We start from the raw sequence: 18,830 nt of genomic DNA, 5'->3' as shown, positions 1-18,830 counted from the left end.
GGCTCACGATATTTCCCCTCGAGGACCGAACATGGCAGTCATCACGTTTGCAAACACCAAGGGCGGAGCCGGAAAGACCACCGCTGTTCTTCTTCTCGCCACGGAGCTTGCCCGCAAGGGCTACCGCGTAACCGTCCTCGATGCCGATCCGCAGCACTGGATTTCGCGCTGGCACGAAATCTCCGGCCACGTTCCCAACGTCTCGGTGATCGATTTCGTGACCTCGGCGTCGCTGCCGCAGCATATCGCCGAGAACAAGCACAACACCGATTACTTCATCGTCGACCTGCCGGGCGCCCGCAATCCGATGCTGGCAACGGCGATCGGTCTTTCCGACCACGTGCTGATCCCGATCCAGGGCTGCGCCATGGATGCGCGCGGCGGCGCGCAGGTGCTGGAGCTGCTGCAGTATCTCGACGAGAAGGCCGGTATCCGCATCGGTCACTCCGTCGTGCTGACGCGCGTCAACTCGATGGTGACGACACGGGCGCTCGGTATCGTCAAGTCGCTGCTCAACGAACGGCAGGTCCCGGTGCTCGACACCGCGATCATCGAGCGCTCCGCCTTCCGCGACATCTTCGATTGCGGCGGCACGCTGCACACGCTCGATCCGGCCCGCGCCAGCAACCTCGACAAGGCGCGCGAAAACGCGCTCTGTTTCGCCGAGGAGATCATGCGCAAGCTGCCGGTGCGGTTGCCCGCGGCGGCCCGCATCACCGGCCCGCTGATCCGCTCGGCTGCCTGAACACTCATTTTGTGATTGAAAATGCGCCCCGGTCCGCTGGGGCGCATTTTCATTGGCGCAGGATCGGTCCCCCGTGTCGACGCGATCGCGCACATGCGCATCACTGCCCGTTTTCGCGCCGGGTGGGTATCACCCGAAAAGGGTAATTTTCGTTGTTTCCGGAAGGTTTACACTGGTATCCTCGCCTGCGGTGCGGGCGTTTGCCGGGGGAACAATGATCGTCGCCGAAGATACCTATGACAGCCTGGTCGACACCATCTACGGTGTCATTTTCGGCGAGGCGACCTGGGACATGTTTCTGGGCCGGTGGAACGAGATCGTTCCCGGCGGGCGGACGACGCTCTTCTGCCATGACCCGATGCGGGCGCAGGGCGCTTCGCAAATCGACAAGGGTTTCAGTGAGGAATGGGTGGAAAGCTACGCCGATCACTTCGCGGCCGTGAACCCGTGGTCGCCGGCGATGAGCGTCATGCCGATGTGGCGCGGCTTCCTGTCGGAGGAACTGCTGCCGCGCGAGGCGTTCGTCCGCACCGAGTTCTACAACGATTTCTGGAAGCAGTGTGGCGAAACCGCCATCGGGATGGCGCTGGTGAAGCGCGGTGGCCAGATGTTCAACATCTCGAGTTCGATCGCCGGCGGCGAGCCGGATGACAACCGCGTCTACGCCGATACGCTGACCCGGCTCGCGCCGCATCTGCACAGGGCGGTGCGTTACTTCGAGGCCGGACGCAGTGAGAAGAGCATCGACGAGATGGGCGGGCGATTGTTCGATGCGATCGGGGTCGGCGTCCTGCTCGTCGGCGACGGGGGCAGGCTGGATTCGGCCAATGAGGTGGGGGAACGGCTGCTGGCCGAGGGCCATGCCGTGCGTCTTGACCTGCAGGGCAGGGTTTGCCTTGCCGAAACCGACGCGGATGCCTGCCTCGCCAGGCTGTTGTCGCGGTGGCGCGATGGCGAGCGCCAGCAGGTCGTCATGGTCGATGGCGAGAGGCTGACGCTCATCCGGCTGCAGAAGAGTGCCCGCATCCAGTTCTTCGACGCGCCGAGTCTGGCGATCATCATCGAGCCGTCATCCAAGCCCGTTTCGATGGACGTCCCGCGGCTCGGCGGCCAATTCGGGCTGACCAGGGCGGAGATCAAGATCATGCAGGGGTTGCTGCACGGATCGTCGATCACCGATATCGCCGTCGAGAGCAACCGGTCGCGCGAGACGATCCGCAGTCAACTGAAGTCGGTGTTCGCCAAGACGGGCGTCAATTCGCAATCCGAATTGCTGCGGCTCGTCTATTTCAGCGAGCAGGCGCGCCGCAACAACTAATTCGGATCAGTCGAGGAACTCGACGACGACGCCGGGCTTGACCATCTTGGCCAATTCGGTCGCGTCCCAGTTGGTCAGGCGGACGCAGCCGTGGCTCTGGGTGCGGCCGATCTTCGACGGATCGGGCGTGCCGTGGATACCATAGGTCGGCTTCGACAGGGCGATCCAGATTGTGCCGACGGGACCGTTCGGGCCCGGCGGGATGTTGAGGACCTTGTCGTTGGCGCCCTGCTGGAAGTTGATCTTCGGATTGTAGGTATAGCCGGGGTTGAAGGCGACGCGATCGACCTTCATGGTGCCGGATGGCGAGGGTGTATCGTTGGAGCCGATCGATGCCGGGTAGGCGGAGATCAGGTTCCCCGATGCGTCATAGGCGAAGACCTGCTTCTTGGCCTTGTCGGCAACGATGCGCGCGACGCTGCTGGTCTTTGGTTCGCCGGGATTGATGACCTTGATGATCGTGCCGGGAACGGTGAAATCGACGCCGGGATTGAGTTCCTTGAGGAATGCCTCGTCCATGTGGAAACGTTCGGCCAGCGCCTCGCTGGTGGAGGTGAAGCTGAGCGAGGTCATCTGCGCCTTGACGGCGTAGTCCTCGGGGATTTCGGCGACGTAGGGGCCGGCAGCGTCGGCGGGGGTGATGGTGTAGGTCCCGACAGGCAGGCCGCCGGACATGCGCAGCTGCTCGAGGATCGCATCGGTATTGTTCGGGTCGAGCTTCTCTCCGGTCATCTGCTCGTAGGCGTAGATGGCCTTGGTGACGTTGGCGCCCATGCGTCCGTCGATGGCGCCCGGCGAGGTGCCGGCGCGGTCGAGGAACACCTGCAGCGCGACGATCTCGGATTTCGACTTGTTCTTGAGCGTGATCACGGGCTCGGCCGGACGGGTCGGCTGCGTGACCTGGGGCTGCTGCTGATCAGGCTCGATCGATGCGTAGTCGCCCTCGTTCTCAGGATAGGGCTGGTTGTCTAGCGGCTGGCGATCGATCGAGGCGTCGCGCGGGATGGATCCCGTGACCGCGCCGCGCTCGGAATAGCGCGTGTCGCCGTAAGGGTCTTCGCTGTAATAGGGATCGTTGTTGTAGGCGTCCCGGCCGTAGACCTGGCGCGAAGGCGGCGGGGGATAATAGCCGCGCGCACGCGCTTCCGTGGCGATGATGTTGCCATAGCCGTCGACCAGCACGCGGTTGCCGCTGCGGTCGCGCGTATAGCCGCTGCCTTGAGGCATGTAGTCGAGGATCTCGCCGTTCGGCGTAACGAAGACGACGCTGCCCTGACGGCGATACTGTTGCGCGGATGCATTGTCCATCGCGGCCGACATGGTCAGCACGATAACGGTCCCAGATAATGCCGATTTCAGAAAGCGATTCACGTCTTCGTATCCTTCAGTGACTTGGCGACACACACCTGCGAATTTTGACGCTAGTGTGGAATTTATGAAATCGTGCTGAACAAAAGATAAAAAAACGCATGAATTTCCCTTTACTCATAAACATTTGAGAGAGCCACCTGGTTCCAATCAAATTCTCGTTGGCGGCAACAATAGCCAAGATTGACGAAAGCCGGCGCGACACCTAACCCTACTGTCGTGCAGAGGAGGGAGACGAGATCATGATGGAATTTTCCGCCGCGACGGGGCCGAAGCTGATGCTGGACGAGACGTCGCTGATGGATATCGGCGGCTGCGTGGTCGAGGGCATCGATATCGCGCCCAAGGAGGCCGTGCCCGATGACGGCGATGCGCGCATATCGCATTCGGTTCAGGGCTTCCTGTTTACCTGCGGGCCCGACCACATCCGCCATCGCGAACCGATCCCCGGCCGGTCCGACAACAAGGTCTTTCCGCTGCACGGCTCGGCCGCCGGCCATGCCGCCAGGGTGCTCTGGACGAAGTTCGAAAACGGCAATGCGGAATGCCGCGCCGATATCGATATCGTCACCGTCGAGGGGCTGCCTGCCCGGATCGAGCGCCACTGGTTCATCGACGGCGGGACAGGCGAAACGCATCTGAAGGACAGGGTGGTCAATACCAGTGACCAGACCGTGCCGGCGTTCCTGATGTATCATATGAACATCGGCGGCAAATGGTTCGACGAGGGTACGCGGCTCGAAGGCGCGATGCTCGAGGATGGCGGCTTCCCCTGGCGTTTCGGCAAAGATGGCGGCGACATCTTCTGCGTCGAAGCGCCCGCCACGCGCGATGGGCTTGCGGAAGTGCGTCTCGGGCCGATGGTTGCAGTCGGCGGCAAGACGCTGCGGGTGCGGGTTAAAGCCGACACCCTGCCGCATCTGCAGGTATGGCGCAACCAGACGGCGCCGGCCGACGTGCTCGGCATCGAACCGGTCTCGCACCGCTGGGTGCCGCGCGCCGAACTCGAGGAGGCAGGCGAATTCGTCATGCTGAAGCCCGGCGAAAGCCGCGAGTACGGGCTCAGCTTTGCTTTCGTTTGACAGGCAATTCAACAGGCCGATTCAACCATGTTGTGCGGTTGACGGCATTGATCGGGCGGCGTAGTCATTCAGCCCACGATTTCAGGAGTATTTGCGATGGACATCCGCCAGATCGACGACGAATATTCGGTTTCCGGCCAGATCACGGTCGATGATCTCGACGAGATCAAGGCCATGGGCTTCAAGTCCATCGTCTGCCATCGTCCGGACCAGGAAAGCATGGATCAGACGCCGTTCGCCGATATCGCGGCGCGGGCCAAGGAACTCGGTCTCGAGATCGCCCACGTTCCCGTCGGCCCGATGGGCGTGACGGAAGAGGCGGTCGCCGGCATGGTCGATGCGCTCGACGAGTTTCCGCGCCCGATGCTCGGCTATTGTCGCTCCGGCGCCCGCTCGACGGCGATCTACCAGAAGACCCACCACATCCGCACCTAATCTAAGGCGCGGAATGCCAGTCCGGCGCCAGCGCTTGCGCGGCGCCTTTTCAGCCATGACAAGGAGAATATCATGAGCATCAAGCGTATCGACGTTGGCGCCCGCATGAGCGGCGCGGTCGTCCACGGCAACACCGTTTACCTCGCCGGCCAGGTTGGCGAAGGCGCAACTGTGACCGAGCAGTGCAAGGACGCGCTTGCCGAAGTCGATCGCCTGCTGGCCGCCGCCGGCTCCGACAAGTCGAAGATCCTGCAGACGCTGATCTACCTCTCCGACATCTCGGACTTCGCTGAAATGAACGCCGCCTGGGAAGCCTGGGTCGATCCGGCCAACACGCCGGCTCGCGCCACCAGCGAAGCCAAGCTGGCCGCGCCGAAGTACAAGGTCGAGTTCATCGTCACGGCCGCGATCTAAGATCGTTCCTATCGCGATTTGAAAAGCCGGTGAGCATGTGAACTGCTCACCGGCTTTTTGTTTGCGCGATGTCCGAAAGCGTGCGCGTCGGCGTGATCGCCTCGGGGTCGAGCTTGATCTCGATGATCGCGGGCAGGCCGCTTTGGCGGGCGCGCTCGAAGGCGGGGGCGAAGTCCCCGGTCTTCTCCACGGTCTCGCCATGGCCGCCATAGGCGCGGGCAAGCGCTGCGAAATCGGGGTTGGTGAGGCCGGTGCCGCTGACGCGGCCCGGATATTCGCGCTCCTGGTGCATGCGGATCGTGCCGTACATGCCGTTGTTGATCACGAGCACGATGATCGGCAGCCCGTAGCGGATGGCGGTGGCGAATTCCTGGCCGTGCATCAGGAAGCAGCCATCGCCGGCAAAGCAGATCACCTCGCGATCGGGAAACAGGTGCCCAGCCGCGACGGCGGCGGGCAGGCCGTAGCCCATCGAGCCCGAGGTCGGCGCCGCCTGGGTGTTGAACTGCCGGAAGCGGTGGTAGCGGTGCAGCCAGGTCGCGTAGTTGCCGGCGCCGTTGGTGAAGACGGTGTCCGGCCGCGTATTCTCCTCGAGCCACGCCATGATCGGGCCCATATGGACCTCGCCCGGTCCTGTGCGTGGCGGTGTCGACCATGCGAGATAGGATCGATGCATGCGCTCGGTGCGATCGGCCCATCGCGCTTCGGCGGGGGCTTCGAGATCGGCGAGCGCGGCGACGAAATCCTGCGGGCTGGCCGTAATCGCAAGATCCGGGCGGTAGATGCGACCGAGTTCCGACGGATCGGGATGGATGTGGACGAGCTGTTGCTGCGGGTAGGGGATATCGATCAGCGTATAGCCCGAGGACGGCATTTCCGACATGCGGCAGCCGAGCAGGATCAGCAGGTCGCTTTCCCTGATCTCGCGCGCCAGCTCCGGATTGATGCCGATGCCGACATCGCCGGCATAGCTTTCGTGCAGATTGTCGAACAGCATCTGGCGGCGGAAGGAGCAGCCGACGGGAAGCCTGAAGCGCTCGGCGAAGGTCCTGAAGTCGGCCACCGCATCGGCATCCCAGCGCGAACCGCCGAGAATGATCATGGGGCGCTCGGCCTTGAGCAGGCGGAGATAGACGTCGTCGACCTGGCTGCGGCCCGGATGGGCTTCGACGCGGGCGTAGCGTTTGGCGCGCGGCGCCTCGACCATGTCGCGCAGCATGTCCTCGGGCAGTGACAGGACGACGGGGCCGGGCCGTCCGGAGGTGGCGAGCGCGAAGGCGCGGGTGACGAATTCGGGAATGCGGGCCGCGTCGTCGATCTCGCCCACCCACTTGGCGTATTCGGTGAGCGCGCGGCGGAACTCGACCTCCTGGAAGGCTTCGCGTTCGCGGGCATCGCGCTGGACCTGGCCGATGAAGAGGATCATCGGGACCGAATCCTGCCTTGATATGTGCAGGCCCGCGGTCGCGTTGGCGGCGCCGGGGCCACGGGTGACCATGCAGATACCGGGCTCGCCGGTGAGGCGACCCCAGGCATCGGCCATCATCGCGGCGCCACCCTCCTGGCGGCAGACGACGACCTCGATGTCGCTGTCGTGGAGCGCGTCGAGGACGGCGAGGAAACTCTCGCCGGGAACGCAGGAGAGGCGTTTCACCCCGTTTGCCTTCAATGCCTCGACGACCAGTTCTCCGCCTGTCCGTTTCATTTCTTCCCCTCCCATTGGATGAGTTCGGCCAGCACCTCCTCCTGGTGCTCGCCCAGTCTTGGACTGGGTCTTTCGTAGCGCAGCGGCGTCCGCGACAGGACCACCGGCGTTCGGACGCCGGGAATGACAGTGCCGGCGCTATCTTCGAGATCGACGCGCAGGCCGCGCGCGACGATCTGCGGATCGTTGAACATGTCCTCGATGGTGTTGATGGCGCCCGACGGGACCGCGTTCGCCTCGCAGGCTTTCAAGAGATCGGCCTTCGCCCATTTGAGCGTCTCGGTCGAGACCAGCCGCCGGACCTCATCGCGATTGGCGACGCGCGCCTTGTTGGTGGCGAAGCGCTCGTCGTCGGCGATACCTGTAAGCCCAAGGATGGCTGAGAGCCGGCGGAACTGGCCGTCATTGCCGATGGCAAGGATCAGGTAGCCGTCGGCGGTCGGGACGACTTCGTAGGGCGAGATGTTGGGATGGGCGTTGCCGAGGCGTGTCGGCGGGCGGCCGGATACCAGGTAGTTCATGTTCTGGTTGGCGAGCACGGCCGACTGCACGTCGAGAAGCGCCATGTCGACCAGCTGGCCTTCACCGGTCTTCAGCGCGTGGATGAGGGCCGCCTCGATCGCCGAGACCGCGTAGATGCCGGTGAAGATATCGGCGATGGCGACGCCCGCCTTCATCGGCTGTCCGTCGGGCTCGCCTGTTATCGACATGAAACCCGACATGCCCTGGACGATGTAGTCGTAGCCGGCGAGGCTCGCATAGGGTCCCGTCTGGCCGAAGCCGGTGATCGAGCAGTAGACGAGCTTGGGGTTGATCTTGCGCAGGCTTTCGTAATCGAGCCCGTATTTGACGAGGCCGCCGAGCTTGAAGTTCTCGATGACGACGTCGGCGGTCGCGACCAGCCGGCGGACCAGCGCCTGGCCTTCGTCGCTGCGCAGATCGGCCACAATGGATCGCTTGCCGCGATTGGCGGAATGGTAGTAGGCGGCCGAGAGGTTCTCGCCATCGGAGCCTTCGACGAAGGGAGGGCCCCAGTGCCTTGTATCGTCGCCGCCCTCGGGGTTCTCGACCTTGATCACGTCGGCGCCGAGATCGGCCAGCATCTGGCCTGCCCAGGGACCGGCAAGCACGCGCGCGAGCTCGATGACACGAATGCCCGCGAGCGGCGCTTTGTTAGGCTGGGTCTGCGTCATGTTCCTCCCACGATCAGATCAGGGTGCCCGCGTCTCCCCAGATGTATCGGATACGGGCCTGGATGCAAAGCTCCGCTCGCGCCAGATGATGTAGAAGCCGGAACCCATGATGATGGATATGCCGAGCCATTTCAGCGCGTTCGGGAAATCGCCGAAGACCAGCCAGGCAAAGGCGGTGGCCGAGACGATCTCGAAATATTGCAGCGGGGCGAGCGTCGAGGCGGGCGCCGCGCGATAGGCGTAGACGCCGAAGATTCCTGCGATCGCGGCGGTGACGCCGACGCCCAGCAGATAGAGCCAGGCGCGGGCATCGGGCATGACGGGATCGAGCACGTCGGAGCCGCTGCCGTGGCCGAGATGGAGAAGGATGGCGCAGATCAGCAGGCCCCAGAGGCCCATGTGGAACTGCATGACCCAGGGGTCCTCGCGCTGCGCCAGCGCCCGGTTCATCATCGCCGATATGGCGATGCAGACGGCGCTGACGACGGGCAGCAGCGCGACGTAACCGACCTCCTGGAAGCTCGGCTGGATGATCAGGATCGCGCCGAAGAAGCCGACGCCGCAGGCGGTATAGCGGCGCCAGCCGATCTTTTCCTTGAGGAAGATGCTGCTGAGGATCGTCAGAATGATCGGCTCGACGAAGAAAATGGCGATGGCATCGGCGACCGCCATGTATTTCAACGTGGTGACGAAGGAGATCATCGAGACGGTGATGATGGCGCCACGGATGGCGTGGAAGAAGCTCTGCCTCCAGGTGATGTCGGTGAGGTTGCGACGCCACAGAACGATGGGCAACATGCACAGCGCCTGCACGGCGAAGCGCGCGGCGGTGATCTCGGCGGACGGGATCGTGGTGATCGCGAGCTTGGAGAAGATGTCGATGAGGGGCGACAGGAGCACCGAAACGAACATCAGGATCAGCCCCATCATCACTTCCGATGACGTGTTGCCGGTGCCGGTTGCCGCGTTGCTGCTCATGACGGAATTCTCTGATTTCAAGGTAGAGGCGGGGGATGCCGCTCAAGCGGCGGTGGTGACCCGGTCGCACCAGTCGGCGAATGCCGATATGGCGGCGTCGGCGCCGACCTCGTTCAAGGTCTCGTGGCGCATGTCCGGATATATTTCGGTGCTGATACGGGAAAAGCCATGCGTCTTCAGATGATCCGACAGCCAGAGGATGGCCTTGCCGTTTTCCGTCGCCGGGTCCTGGCCGCCACCGACCAGATGCATCGGCGTCTCGGTCGGCAGGCGTGCGAGATATTCCCTTCGCGGGGCCCGGAATGTCAACTCGAAAATGTCCAGCCAGAGCGAAACGGACGCGCCGAAGCCGCATAGCGGATCGGCCACGTATTTGTCGACCTCCTCGGGGTCGCGCGACAGCCAGTCGAAATCCGTGCGGCGGTTGGGGACCGATTTCGCCCAGGTCGCGAAGGTCAGCTTCGGCAGCAGGTCGCTCGGGACGTCTGAGCCTTTCAGCGCGCGCTCGGTCAAGAGGATCGCCTGCGCGGCGCGGCCGGCGAGGCCGGGGTTGAAATTCGAGTTCCAGACGGCGACGGCATCGAACTTTCGCGGATAGGTGACGGCGGCATTGAGCGCGATCAGCCCGCCCATGGAATGGCCGAAGAGAATGACCGGCAGACCGGGGTGCTCGGTCGCGGCTTCGTCGCGCATCGCCTCGAGATCGTCGATGACGCGGCTGGCGCCATCGCGCCTTGCTAAGCGGCCGATCGGCGCGTCCGGCGCGGTGGTCTCGCCGTGGCCTCTGTGGTCATGCGCATAGACGTGGTAGCCGCGTGCGGCAATCGCTTGCGCAAAGCGCTGGTAGCGTTTCGAATGCTCGGCCAATCCGTGGCTGACCAGCAGGATGCCGCGCTCGGTGCCTTCGGCCGGCTGATAATGATAGGCCAGTGAAGCGCCCGCATGGTCGAGGCGCCTTGTGTCTGAAAACATGATTTCCTCCGTGGCGGGAGAAGACCAGAACAGCGGTCAAATGCAACAGGCGCGGCGGGTTGTGCCGGAGATTTTCGCGCGTCGCGTTTTGCCGCTTGCCGGAACAGGCGCCGCATGCTTTGATGTTCATGAATTGTTCTTTCTGGGGGATGGATATGGGCAGGTCTCTTTCGCGTGTCGTTGCATTGTTCTTCCTGACGATCATGGCCGGTGGGGCGCTTGCCCAGGAGGGCTTGGGGCGCACGCGCTTCATCCTCGCGGCGAGCTGGCAGCCGGCCTTCTGCCAGACCAACCAGCGCAAGCCGGAATGCGCCAGCCAGGGCGGCGACCGTTACGACGCCAGCAATTTCGCGCTGCACGGCCTCTGGCCGATGCGCAAGAACTACTGCGGCGTGCCCGATGCGCAGCAATCGGCCGACAAGAATGGCGGCTGGAAGGAGCTGCCGGAAGTGACGCTTTCGGCCGGGACGAGGGCATCGCTCGACAGGGTGATGCCGGGGACGCAATCGGCGCTGGAGCGGCATGAATGGATAAAGCACGGCACCTGCAGCGGCATGAGCGCCGACGCCTATTTCGCCGATGCCGTCAGGCTGATCGAGGACCTGAACGGATCGGCGGTCCAGCAGCTGTTCGCCGCCAATATCGGAAAGTCACTGACCGGGGACGCGATCAGGGCGGCGTTCGACAAGAGCTTCGGTCCCGGCGCCGGCGACCGGGTGAAGATGAGCTGCCGCAGGTCCGGCGACAGCCGCGTCATCAGCGAACTGACGATCGGCCTTTCCGCCGATACGACGGACGGCAAGGCCAGGGATCTCGGCGATCTCATCCAGGGAGCGGGCAAGACATCGTTCGGTTGCAACGAGGGGATCGTCGACGCGGCGGGGTTTTGAGGCCGTAGCATAATCTCAATTTTTGGCGTCTATCATGAAGGCTGACGGTGACAAACAGCATGAGTGACGACCGATGTCCGATATGGTTGCATGTGAAAGCGATCAGGCTGCTGCAGGCGAGATGACATTGTGGCGAATGTTTCTGGTCGTTTATGCCACCGCCTTGGCGATCGTGTTGGTCGATCTCGCTGATGGCATAAGGTTCGTCGGCGATATCGACGATCAGTTGCGCGAACTCCAGATCCGGCACCTGATGTCCGCGCAGGGGAGTTGGTTCGATCTTTCGCTGCCATTCATCTCCATGCCGGCGACCTACGTGTCGCCCTGGTCGCGCCTGGTCGATCTCCCTTATGTGGCGATTGCCTGGCTGCTGCAGCCTTTCATGGCCCCTTCGCAGGGGCTTTCCGTTGCCTTTCAGCTCTGGCCGCCGATGCTGCTCGCGGTCTGCTGTCTGCTGGTGGCTGCGACAGCACGGCGTCTGCTTGCGGGGTTTTCGCTGACGGGAACGGCACTCACGGTATCGCTGATGCTTGCGACCGTGCTGATGAGCATGGGTGTGCTGGAGTTTTCACCTGGTCGCATCGATCATCATAACATGCAGATCGTTGCGCTCATGATGATCATCGCCGGGCTCGTGCGGTGGGATCGGGCTGGCGGGCTGATGATTGGAGCGGGCGCGGCGATCTCGACGGTGGTCGGCCTTGAATGCCTGCCTTTCATCGCCATCGCCTATGGCGGGCTCGTCCTTTGCTACATCGGCAATGTCGCGGGGGTTCGCACTGTCATCATTGCGTCGTCCGTCTCCATGGCGACCGTGACGCTTGTGTCCGCCATGGCGTTCCTCGGGCCTGCGGCTGCCGTTTCGACGCAGTGCGATGCCTTCTCGGCTCCCTATATTTTCCTGCTGTCAGGATTTTCCGCCATTCTCGGCGCATGTGTGGCGATCCAGAGTGATCGTGCGGGCCCTGTCATGCGGCTACTGGCATTGGCGATTCCGGCCGGCGCCGTTCTGATCGCGGCCGCCTTCCTCTTCCCATCCTGCATTTCGGGGCCGTACGGCATCATCGACCCGCTGTCGCGCGAGCTGTGGTTCAACCGTGTTTGGCAGGAAAAGAGCATCCGCTATTTCTACGAGAACGGCCAATATGATCTATTGCTGCTTCTCGCATTGACGGCTGCCGTTGGCGCCTATGCCGGTCCGCTGGTCCGGTTCAGGATGCAGACGCGGTCGTTTGGACCTCTCATCGCCTATCTGATGGCATTGGGCGCCCTCATCCTCACCGCTTTCGTGACGCGCAACATTCGTTTTCCGATCGCGCTGATGCCGGTTTTCCTGCCCGCCGTCATTGCGACGATGACGATGAAGTTGCCGGCTTTCGACAAGGCTTATCGGCTTTCCGCGGTCGCGACCGCCGCTGTTGCCGCCGCGCTTTGTCTCTTCTTCGTGCTTTTGCCGCCAGTTGCGCACAAGTTCGACGAGGTCGACTACATGACGGCGAGCGAATGCGAGCGACAGGATTTCTCCGTGCTCCAAGCCGTCCCGCCGGGGCGCGTTGCGACACCGCAGGGGATTGCAATGCCTCTTCTCCTGGCGGCGCCAACGGGCTTTTCGGTTGGTGCGATTCCGTTCCATCGGGCGTCACCCGGCATGAAGCGGATGTTCCAGGCGTTCATGACCTCGGACCCGCAGTTGCGCCGAGAAGCGCTCGCACCGTTCGATTATGTTGCCGTCTGCCGCTTTCCCCTGGAAGCTGATCCGGCGCAGGCGCCGCTTTATGCCGCGCTGGCGCGCGGGGATGGCTGGCCGGGACTGGAGCGGATCAATCCACCCACGCGCAGCGATTTTCAGCTTTTCCGGATCGATCATGCCGCCTTGCGGTAACGCGGGCTGATTTTCAGCTGCAAAGGGCGGGTGATATGCGACAAAGCGATTGGATTTTGCCATAGGCGCGTTGCTCCCGGCCGCCAATTCGCCTACATAGCGGCAAACCAATTTCCCCCGGAGCAGAATTACCGATGGCACGTCAGTTCATCTACCACATGTCGGGACTGAACAAGTCCTACGGCGCCAAGAAGATCCTCGAAAACGTCAACCTGTCGTTCTACCCCGATGCCAAGATCGGTATCCTCGGCCCGAACGGCGCCGGTAAGTCGACCGTGCTGCGCATCATCGCCGGCCAGGACAAGGAGTTCACCGGGGAAGCCTGGCTCGCCGAAGGTGCTACCGTCGGCTATCTCGAGCAGGAGCCGCATCTCGATCCGTCCAAGAACGCCTTCGAAAACGTCATGGAAGGCGTGGCCGACAAGCAGGCCGTGCTCGACCGCTACAACGAACTGATGATGAACTATTCGGACGAGACCGCCGACGAAGGCGCCAAGCTCCAGGATATCATCGACAGCCAGAACCTCTGGGACCTCGAACAGCAGGTCGAGATGGCGATGGAAGCGCTGCGCTGCCCGCCGAAGGATGCCGACGTCACGCTGCTTTCGGGTGGTGAGCGTCGCCGTATCGCGCTCTGCCGCCTGCTGCTCTCGCAGCCGGACCTGTTGCTGCTCGACGAACCGACCAACCACCTCGACGCCGAAACGATCGCCTGGCTTGAAAAACATCTGCGCGATTATCCGGGCGCCGTGATGATGATTACCCACGATCGCTACTTCCTCGACAACGTCACGGGCTGGATTCTCGAGCTCGACCGCGGCCGCGGCATTCCTTACGAGGGCAACTACTCCGCCTATCTGCAGGCGAAGGCCAAGCGCATGCAGCAGGAAGCCCGCGAAGAAGCCGGCCGCCAGAAGGCGCTGTCGCGCGAGCAGGAATGGATCGCCTCCAGCCCGAAGGCGCGTCAGGCCAAGTCGAAGGCCCGTATCAAGGCCTACGAGCAGCTGGTCGACGCGGCTGAAAACATCCGCCCCGGCGATGCGCAGATCATCATCCCGGTTTCCGAGCGTCTTGGCCAGGTGGTCATCGAGCTCGAAGGCATCAACAAGGGCTTCGAAGGCCGCACGCTGATCAACGATCTGTCGATCAAGCTGCCGCCGGGTGGTATCGTCGGCATCATCGGCCCGAACGGCGCCGGCAAGTCGACGCTGTTCAAGATGATCACTGGCCAGGAAAAGCCGGATGCCGGCTCGATCCGCATCGGTGACACCGTTCATCTCGGTTACGTCGACCAGAGCCGCGATGCGCTCGACGGCAACAAGACCGTGTGGGAAGAAATCTCGGGCGGCGCCGAAGTCATCAAGCTCGGCAAGTTCGACATGAACTCCAGAGCCTATTGCGGCGCCTTCAACTTCAAGGGCGGCGACCAGCAGCAGAAGGTTGGCAACCTCTCGGGTGGTCAGCGCAACCGCGTTCACCTCGCCAAGATGCTGAAGGCCGGCGGCAACGTTCTCCTCCTCGACGAACCGACCAACGACCTCGATACGGAAACGCTCGGTGCGCTGGAAAGCGCGCTCGAAGCCTTCGCCGGCTGCGCCATCATCATCAGCCACGATCGCATGTTCCTCGACCGCCTGGCGACGCACATCCTCGCCTTTGAAGGCGACGGCCATGTCGAATGGTTCGAAGGCAACTTCGAGGACTACGAAGAAGACAAGGTTCGCCGCCTCGGTCCCGACGCGCTGAACCCGGGCAGCCAGGCCTACAAGCGCCTGACGCGATAAGGTTTGCTGTTCATCAGCATGCTTGAGAGCCCCGCTTCGGCGGGGTTCTTTGTTCTGTGGAAACCCTTGACATCCCTCATCCCGGCCTTGAGCCGGGATCCAGCCACGGCGCGTCGGCGCCGTGAAGAGAGTGTTTCGCCCCAAGGACTTGGGCGCTGGATTGCTGTGACATCGCCCGGGCGAGAGCCTGGGCACGGCAATGAGGGCGGCGGAGGTGGGTTTCTTCCATGGTCGATCATGTCGCGATTTGCCTAGTGAATTTCGTGAACCGATCGAAATCGCGCTTGCACGACCAAATCATTTCACATAAAGATATCTTTATATGTTGATTGGATCGGATATGGGTGAACCCGTCAGGCTAGGTTTGGATGCGTTGGTGGACGTGCTGCGGGCGGCGGGCGAGCCGACGCGCCTGCGTCTTCTGGCGCTGCTGGCCGCCGGCGACGTGACGGTGACCGATCTTACCGAAATTCTCGGACAATCCCAACCGCGTATCTCGCGCCATCTCAAGCTGCTTGGCGAAGCCGATCTCATCGACCGCTACCAGGAGGGCGCCTGGGCCTATTTCCGGCTGCGGCAGGAGGGGAAGGCGGCGAGCTTCGTGCGCAATCTTCTCGCGCATGCTTCCGAGAACGATCCTGTCATCCTGCGCGACGGCGAGCGGCTCGATGCCGTCAAGCGGCAGCGCTCGGAGCGGGCGCAGGACTATTTCAGCCGCAACGCCGCCGAGTGGGACGAGCTTCGCCGTCTGCATGCGGCCGACGAGGAAGTCGATGCCGCCGTGATCCGGCTGCTCGGCAACCAGCCGATCGATTCGCTGCTCGATCTTGGAACCGGCACCGGCCGCATCCTCGAGCTTCTGTCGGGGCTCTACCGCCGCGCGATCGGCGTCGATGCCAGCCGCGACATGCTGAGCGTGGCGCGCGCAAATCTCGACCGTACGGGCATCACCAAGGCCTCGGTGCGCCATGCCGATATCCTGAACCTGCCTTTCGAGGCGCAGGATTTCGATCTGGTGACGATCCATCAGGTCCTGCACTTCTTCGACCAGCCGGAAATCGCCATTGGGGAAGCGGCACGCATGCTGCGCCCGGGCGGACGGCTCGTCATCATCGATCTGGCGCCTCACACGCTGGAATATCTTCGTGACGACCACGCGCATGTGCGCCTCGGCTTCTCGCACCAGTCGATGACCGACTGGCTGCGCAAGGCGGGGCTCGATATCGAGCAGGTCGTCGATCTTCATCCGGGGCACGGGAGCGGGCAGGGGCTTACGGTCACCATCTGGCTCGCGCGCGACCCCAGGCGCCTGATGGCCTCCGCCGAGAGCGATCACGCCGTACCCACATTTGCCGGGAGAGACTGACATGGCTTTGAACCAGGACGCGCGCAACAGGATCGGCATCTCGTTCGAGTTCTTTCCGCCCAAGTCGGAAGAGGCCGAGGGCCAGCTCTGGAAGGCGGTCAGCGAGCTGCAGGACTGGAACCCCGACTTCGTGTCGGTGACCTACGGCGCCGGCGGTACGACCAAGGCGCCGACGCTGGCGACCGTGTCGCGCTTCATCAGCTCCACGCCGCTTGCCACCGCCTCGCACCTCACCTGCGTGGGCGCCACCAAGGAAGAGACGCACAGCGTCGTCGAGAGCTTCCGCAAGGCCGGCGTGAAGCACTTCGTGGCGCTGCGCGGCGATACGCCTGACGGCGTCGGCGCGCCCTATACGCCGCATCCTGGCGGGTACGCCAACGCTTCGGAGCTGGTCGCCGGGCTGCGCGAACTCGGCGATTTCGAGATCTCGGTTTCGGCCTATCCGGAAAAGCATCCTGAAAGCCGTGACGTGGCGGCCGATATCGACATGCTGAAGCGCAAGGCCGACAACGGCGCCGACCGGGCGCTGACGCAGTTCTTCTTCGACAACGACAATTTCGAGCGCTACCTGGAAAAGGTCAGGGCGGCCGGGATCACCATCCCCGTCGTTCCCGGCATCATGCCGATCATGAACCTCACGCAGCTGAAGCGCTTCGCCGGCGCCTGCGGCACGGTCATTCCGGCGTTTCTCGATGAGCGGTTCGAGGGTTACGACGACAAGCCGGAAGAGCGCGCCAAGGTGGCGGCCGATGTCGCCGCGGCACAGATCGAGGATCTGGCCCGCCGCGGCATTTCGGATTTCCATCTCTACACGATGAACCGCTCGCCGCTGGTCTCGGCGGTCCTGACGAACCTCGGCTTCAAGCGCAACGCAGCCCAAAGCGCCGGTGCTGCCGCCTGATCAAGGGCGATCGTCGCAGGTAATAGAACTGAAAAAGCGCATGCCGTGGTTGGCATGCGCTTTTTCTGTTTCATGAACTCTGCGCTATCTAGGAGTATCGGCATAGTCCGTTTGAAGCGGCATCCTGTGTCAGATGAAAAGCATCGACAGCACGAAAAGAAACGCCGCACCGATCAAAAGGACATTCAAGGATCGTGTCAGTCCCATGTCTGTCTCCTCGCGTTAACAGGGTGATAATATGTCGGGACTGTGGCGGTTGGAAAGCGATTTTTTTGCTGCGATGCGGCGAAAATGTCACATCTCCTGCCGGTGACAAAAGCTACTTCGCTGAATCGCAACGAGAAAATCGGTCGGAAAAATATTCACACATTTTAACGGAACGTAAAATAGGGCGACTGCCCGTTTACGCCTGTGGCGGTTTGCTGGCGTCGCGCAGACCACTGAAAACGCTTGCGAAATCGCGAAACGAAAAAGCCGGGCGCTTGGCCCGGCTCGTGTCGTGGTGTTTGGCTCTCTCGCCAGCGCTCAGAGCGCGTTCAGGAGGGCCGGCGTCGCCCAGCCGTCGGCCGGCATGCCGAGCCGCTGCTGCTGCTTCTGGATGGCGACGCGGGTGCCGGAGCCGAGAATGCCGTCGATGGCGCCGACGTCGTGGCCCATCGTGTCGAGCTTGGTCTGCAGTTCCTTCATCTGGTCGTTGGTGAGGCCCTGTTCCGGCGTGCCCTTCAGATAGGGCTCGGCGCCGGAAAGGCGGGTCGCGAAATAGGCGGCCGAGGTCGTGTAGATGAAGGACTTGTTCCACTCGAGATAGATGGCGAAGTTCGGGTAGGCGATGAAGGCCGGTCCGAGGCGCCCCTGCGGCAGGACGAGATCGCCGCGCAGCGTGCCGAAGCTCGTGTCACCGTTGCGCGGCTTGACGCCGAGCGCGAACCAGTCGCCCGCGGTCATCGTGCCGCCGAGGCCCGACTTCTCGAAGGGCAGGTCCTGCGGGATGGTGACTTCCTGCAGCCAGGGCTGGCCCTTCTGGAAGCCGAGTTTCTGGATGAACTTGGCGGCGGTCAGGATGGCGTCGGGGCCGCTCTGCTTCAGGCGCACATGGCCGTCGCCATCGCCGTCCATGCCGTAGGCGATGATGTCGCGCGGCAGCATCTGCACCTGGCCGATTTCGCCGGCCCATGCGCCGGTGTTGGTCTGCGGGTCGAGGTCGCCGCGCTGGACCATCTCGATCAGCGCGATCAGCTGCGGCCGGAAAAGCTCCGGACGGCGGCAATCGCGGGCGAGCGTGACGAGCGCGTTGCGGGTGTTGAAATCGCCCTGCACGGCGCCGAAATCGGTCTCCATCGCCCAGAAGGCGGTGATGACGCCCGCGGGTACGCCGAACTCCTGCTCGGCGCGGGCGAAGACGTCGGCCAGATCCTTCATCTTCTGGCGGCCGATGTCGAGGCGCGCCTGGCTGACGGTGCGCTGCGAGAATTCGAGGAAGGTCTGCCTGAAGACGCCCTGGGCGCGGTCGCGGCTCAGCACCTTGGGGTCGATCTCGGCACCCGCGAGCGCCTGGTCGGCGGCCTCGGCGGTGGCGCCGGCGGCGATCGCCTCGGCCTTGACGCCGGCGAGGAAGGTCGAGAGATCGCCGTCACAGGCGGCGGGCGCTGCTGCTGTCGCCGGGGCCTGCGCCGCCGGTGCGGCCGGGGCCGGTGTTTGCGCTGCCGCGCCGGTCGCCAGGCCGGCGGCAAGGAGGAGAGCGAGCGCAGAACGGCTTGCAGGCGTGCGGTGCATGGAGTGTATCCTCGTCAGTGCTTG

16 protein-coding genes are annotated in these 18,830 nt (G+C 63.3%); 10 read left to right on the top strand and 6 right to left on the bottom strand.

The window, feature by feature from the left end; translation table 11 throughout:
• Positions 1–31: 31 nt before the first annotated feature.
• Positions 32–745 carry a ParA family protein gene (locus GGQ67_RS05325; RefSeq protein WP_183899156.1) on the top strand — a complete coding sequence of 238 codons (714 nt, stop codon included), beginning with the start codon at positions 32–34 and terminating at the stop codon, positions 743–745.
• A gap of 214 nt (positions 746–959) precedes the next feature.
• Positions 960–2,063: a helix-turn-helix transcriptional regulator gene (locus GGQ67_RS05320; protein WP_183899155.1), complete on the top strand. Its 1,104-nt coding sequence runs from the start codon at positions 960–962 to the stop codon at positions 2,061–2,063.
• A gap of 6 nt (positions 2,064–2,069) precedes the next feature.
• Here GGQ67_RS05320 and GGQ67_RS05315 read toward each other — a convergent pair whose 3' ends face one another.
• Positions 2,070–3,434 (bottom strand): L,D-transpeptidase family protein, encoded by a 1,365-nt coding sequence (locus tag GGQ67_RS05315; RefSeq protein ID WP_183899154.1) that lies wholly within the window; start codon positions 3,432–3,434, stop codon positions 2,070–2,072.
• A 239-nt stretch (positions 3,435–3,673) separates the two neighbouring features.
• Between GGQ67_RS05315 and GGQ67_RS05310 the strand changes: the two genes are divergently transcribed.
• From GGQ67_RS05310 to GGQ67_RS05300, 3 genes are all read left to right on the top strand, one after another.
• The gene (locus GGQ67_RS05310; protein ID WP_183899153.1) at positions 3,674–4,513 is read left to right on the top strand and encodes a DUF4432 family protein; all 840 of its coding nucleotides are present in this window, start codon (positions 3,674–3,676) and stop codon (positions 4,511–4,513) included.
• A gap of 96 nt (positions 4,514–4,609) precedes the next feature.
• On the top strand, positions 4,610–4,948 hold the full coding sequence (locus GGQ67_RS05305) for a protein tyrosine phosphatase family protein (protein ID WP_112427252.1): 339 nt from the start codon (positions 4,610–4,612) through the stop codon (positions 4,946–4,948).
• 72 nt (positions 4,949–5,020) lie between these two features.
• A complete protein-coding gene (locus GGQ67_RS05300; protein WP_183899152.1) occupies positions 5,021–5,362 on the top strand; it encodes a RidA family protein in 342 nt (113 codons plus the stop codon).
• A 46-nt stretch (positions 5,363–5,408) separates the two neighbouring features.
• Here the strand turns inward: GGQ67_RS05300 and GGQ67_RS05295 are convergent, their stop codons facing one another.
• Genes GGQ67_RS05295 through GGQ67_RS05280 form a run of 4 tightly spaced genes read right to left on the bottom strand, consistent with a single transcriptional unit; the run spans position 5,409 to position 10,210 of the window.
• Complete coding sequence (locus GGQ67_RS05295; RefSeq protein WP_183899151.1) at positions 5,409–7,067, bottom strand: thiamine pyrophosphate-binding protein; 1,659 nt, start codon at positions 7,065–7,067, stop codon at positions 5,409–5,411.
• Positions 7,064–8,260: a succinate--glutarate CoA-transferase gene (gene caiB, locus GGQ67_RS05290; protein WP_183899150.1), complete on the bottom strand. Its 1,197-nt coding sequence runs from the start codon at positions 8,258–8,260 to the stop codon at positions 7,064–7,066. Before caiB ends, GGQ67_RS05295 begins: the two co-directional genes overlap by 4 nt.
• Before the next feature lie 18 nt (positions 8,261–8,278).
• Complete coding sequence (locus tag GGQ67_RS05285; RefSeq protein ID WP_183899149.1) at positions 8,279–9,238, bottom strand: DMT family transporter; 960 nt, start codon at positions 9,236–9,238, stop codon at positions 8,279–8,281.
• Positions 9,239–9,280: 42 nt separating this feature from the next.
• A complete protein-coding gene (locus tag GGQ67_RS05280) occupies positions 9,281–10,210 on the bottom strand; it encodes an alpha/beta hydrolase (protein ID WP_183899148.1) in 930 nt (309 codons plus the stop codon).
• Positions 10,211–10,365: 155 nt separating this feature from the next.
• On the opposite strand from GGQ67_RS05280, the gene GGQ67_RS05275 reads away from it, so the two are divergent.
• From GGQ67_RS05275 to metF, 5 genes are all read left to right on the top strand, one after another.
• Positions 10,366–11,100 carry a ribonuclease T2 family protein gene (locus tag GGQ67_RS05275; RefSeq protein ID WP_183899147.1) on the top strand — a complete coding sequence of 245 codons (735 nt, stop codon included), beginning with the start codon at positions 10,366–10,368 and terminating at the stop codon, positions 11,098–11,100.
• A gap of 136 nt (positions 11,101–11,236) precedes the next feature.
• Positions 11,237–12,982, top strand: a complete 1,746-nt coding sequence (locus tag GGQ67_RS05270) for a hypothetical protein (RefSeq protein WP_183899146.1) — start codon at positions 11,237–11,239, stop codon at positions 12,980–12,982.
• Positions 12,983–13,116: 134 nt separating this feature from the next.
• Positions 13,117–14,766, top strand: coding sequence for an energy-dependent translational throttle protein EttA (gene ettA / locus GGQ67_RS05265; RefSeq protein WP_183899145.1), 1,650 nt, complete (start codon positions 13,117–13,119; stop codon positions 14,764–14,766).
• 340 nt (positions 14,767–15,106) lie between these two features.
• Positions 15,107–16,132, top strand: a complete 1,026-nt coding sequence (locus GGQ67_RS05260; RefSeq protein WP_183899144.1) for an ArsR/SmtB family transcription factor — start codon at positions 15,107–15,109, stop codon at positions 16,130–16,132.
• A 1-nt stretch (position 16,133) separates the two neighbouring features.
• Positions 16,134–17,033 (top strand): methylenetetrahydrofolate reductase [NAD(P)H], encoded by a 900-nt coding sequence (metF, locus tag GGQ67_RS05255; RefSeq protein WP_183899143.1) that lies wholly within the window; start codon positions 16,134–16,136, stop codon positions 17,031–17,033.
• A 525-nt stretch (positions 17,034–17,558) separates the two neighbouring features.
• Here metF and GGQ67_RS05250 read toward each other — a convergent pair.
• Entirely contained in the window at positions 17,559–18,806 is a 1,248-nt protein-coding gene (locus GGQ67_RS05250; protein ID WP_183899142.1) for a lytic murein transglycosylase, read from the bottom strand.
• Positions 18,807–18,830: the final 24 nt, after the last annotated feature.

Origin of the sequence: Rhizobium metallidurans, assembly GCF_014196505.1 — a bacterium.
GTDB classification, from domain to species: Bacteria; Pseudomonadota; Alphaproteobacteria; order Rhizobiales; family Rhizobiaceae; genus Rhizobium; species Rhizobium metallidurans.
This window is presented reverse-complemented; position numbering and strand designations above follow the sequence as displayed.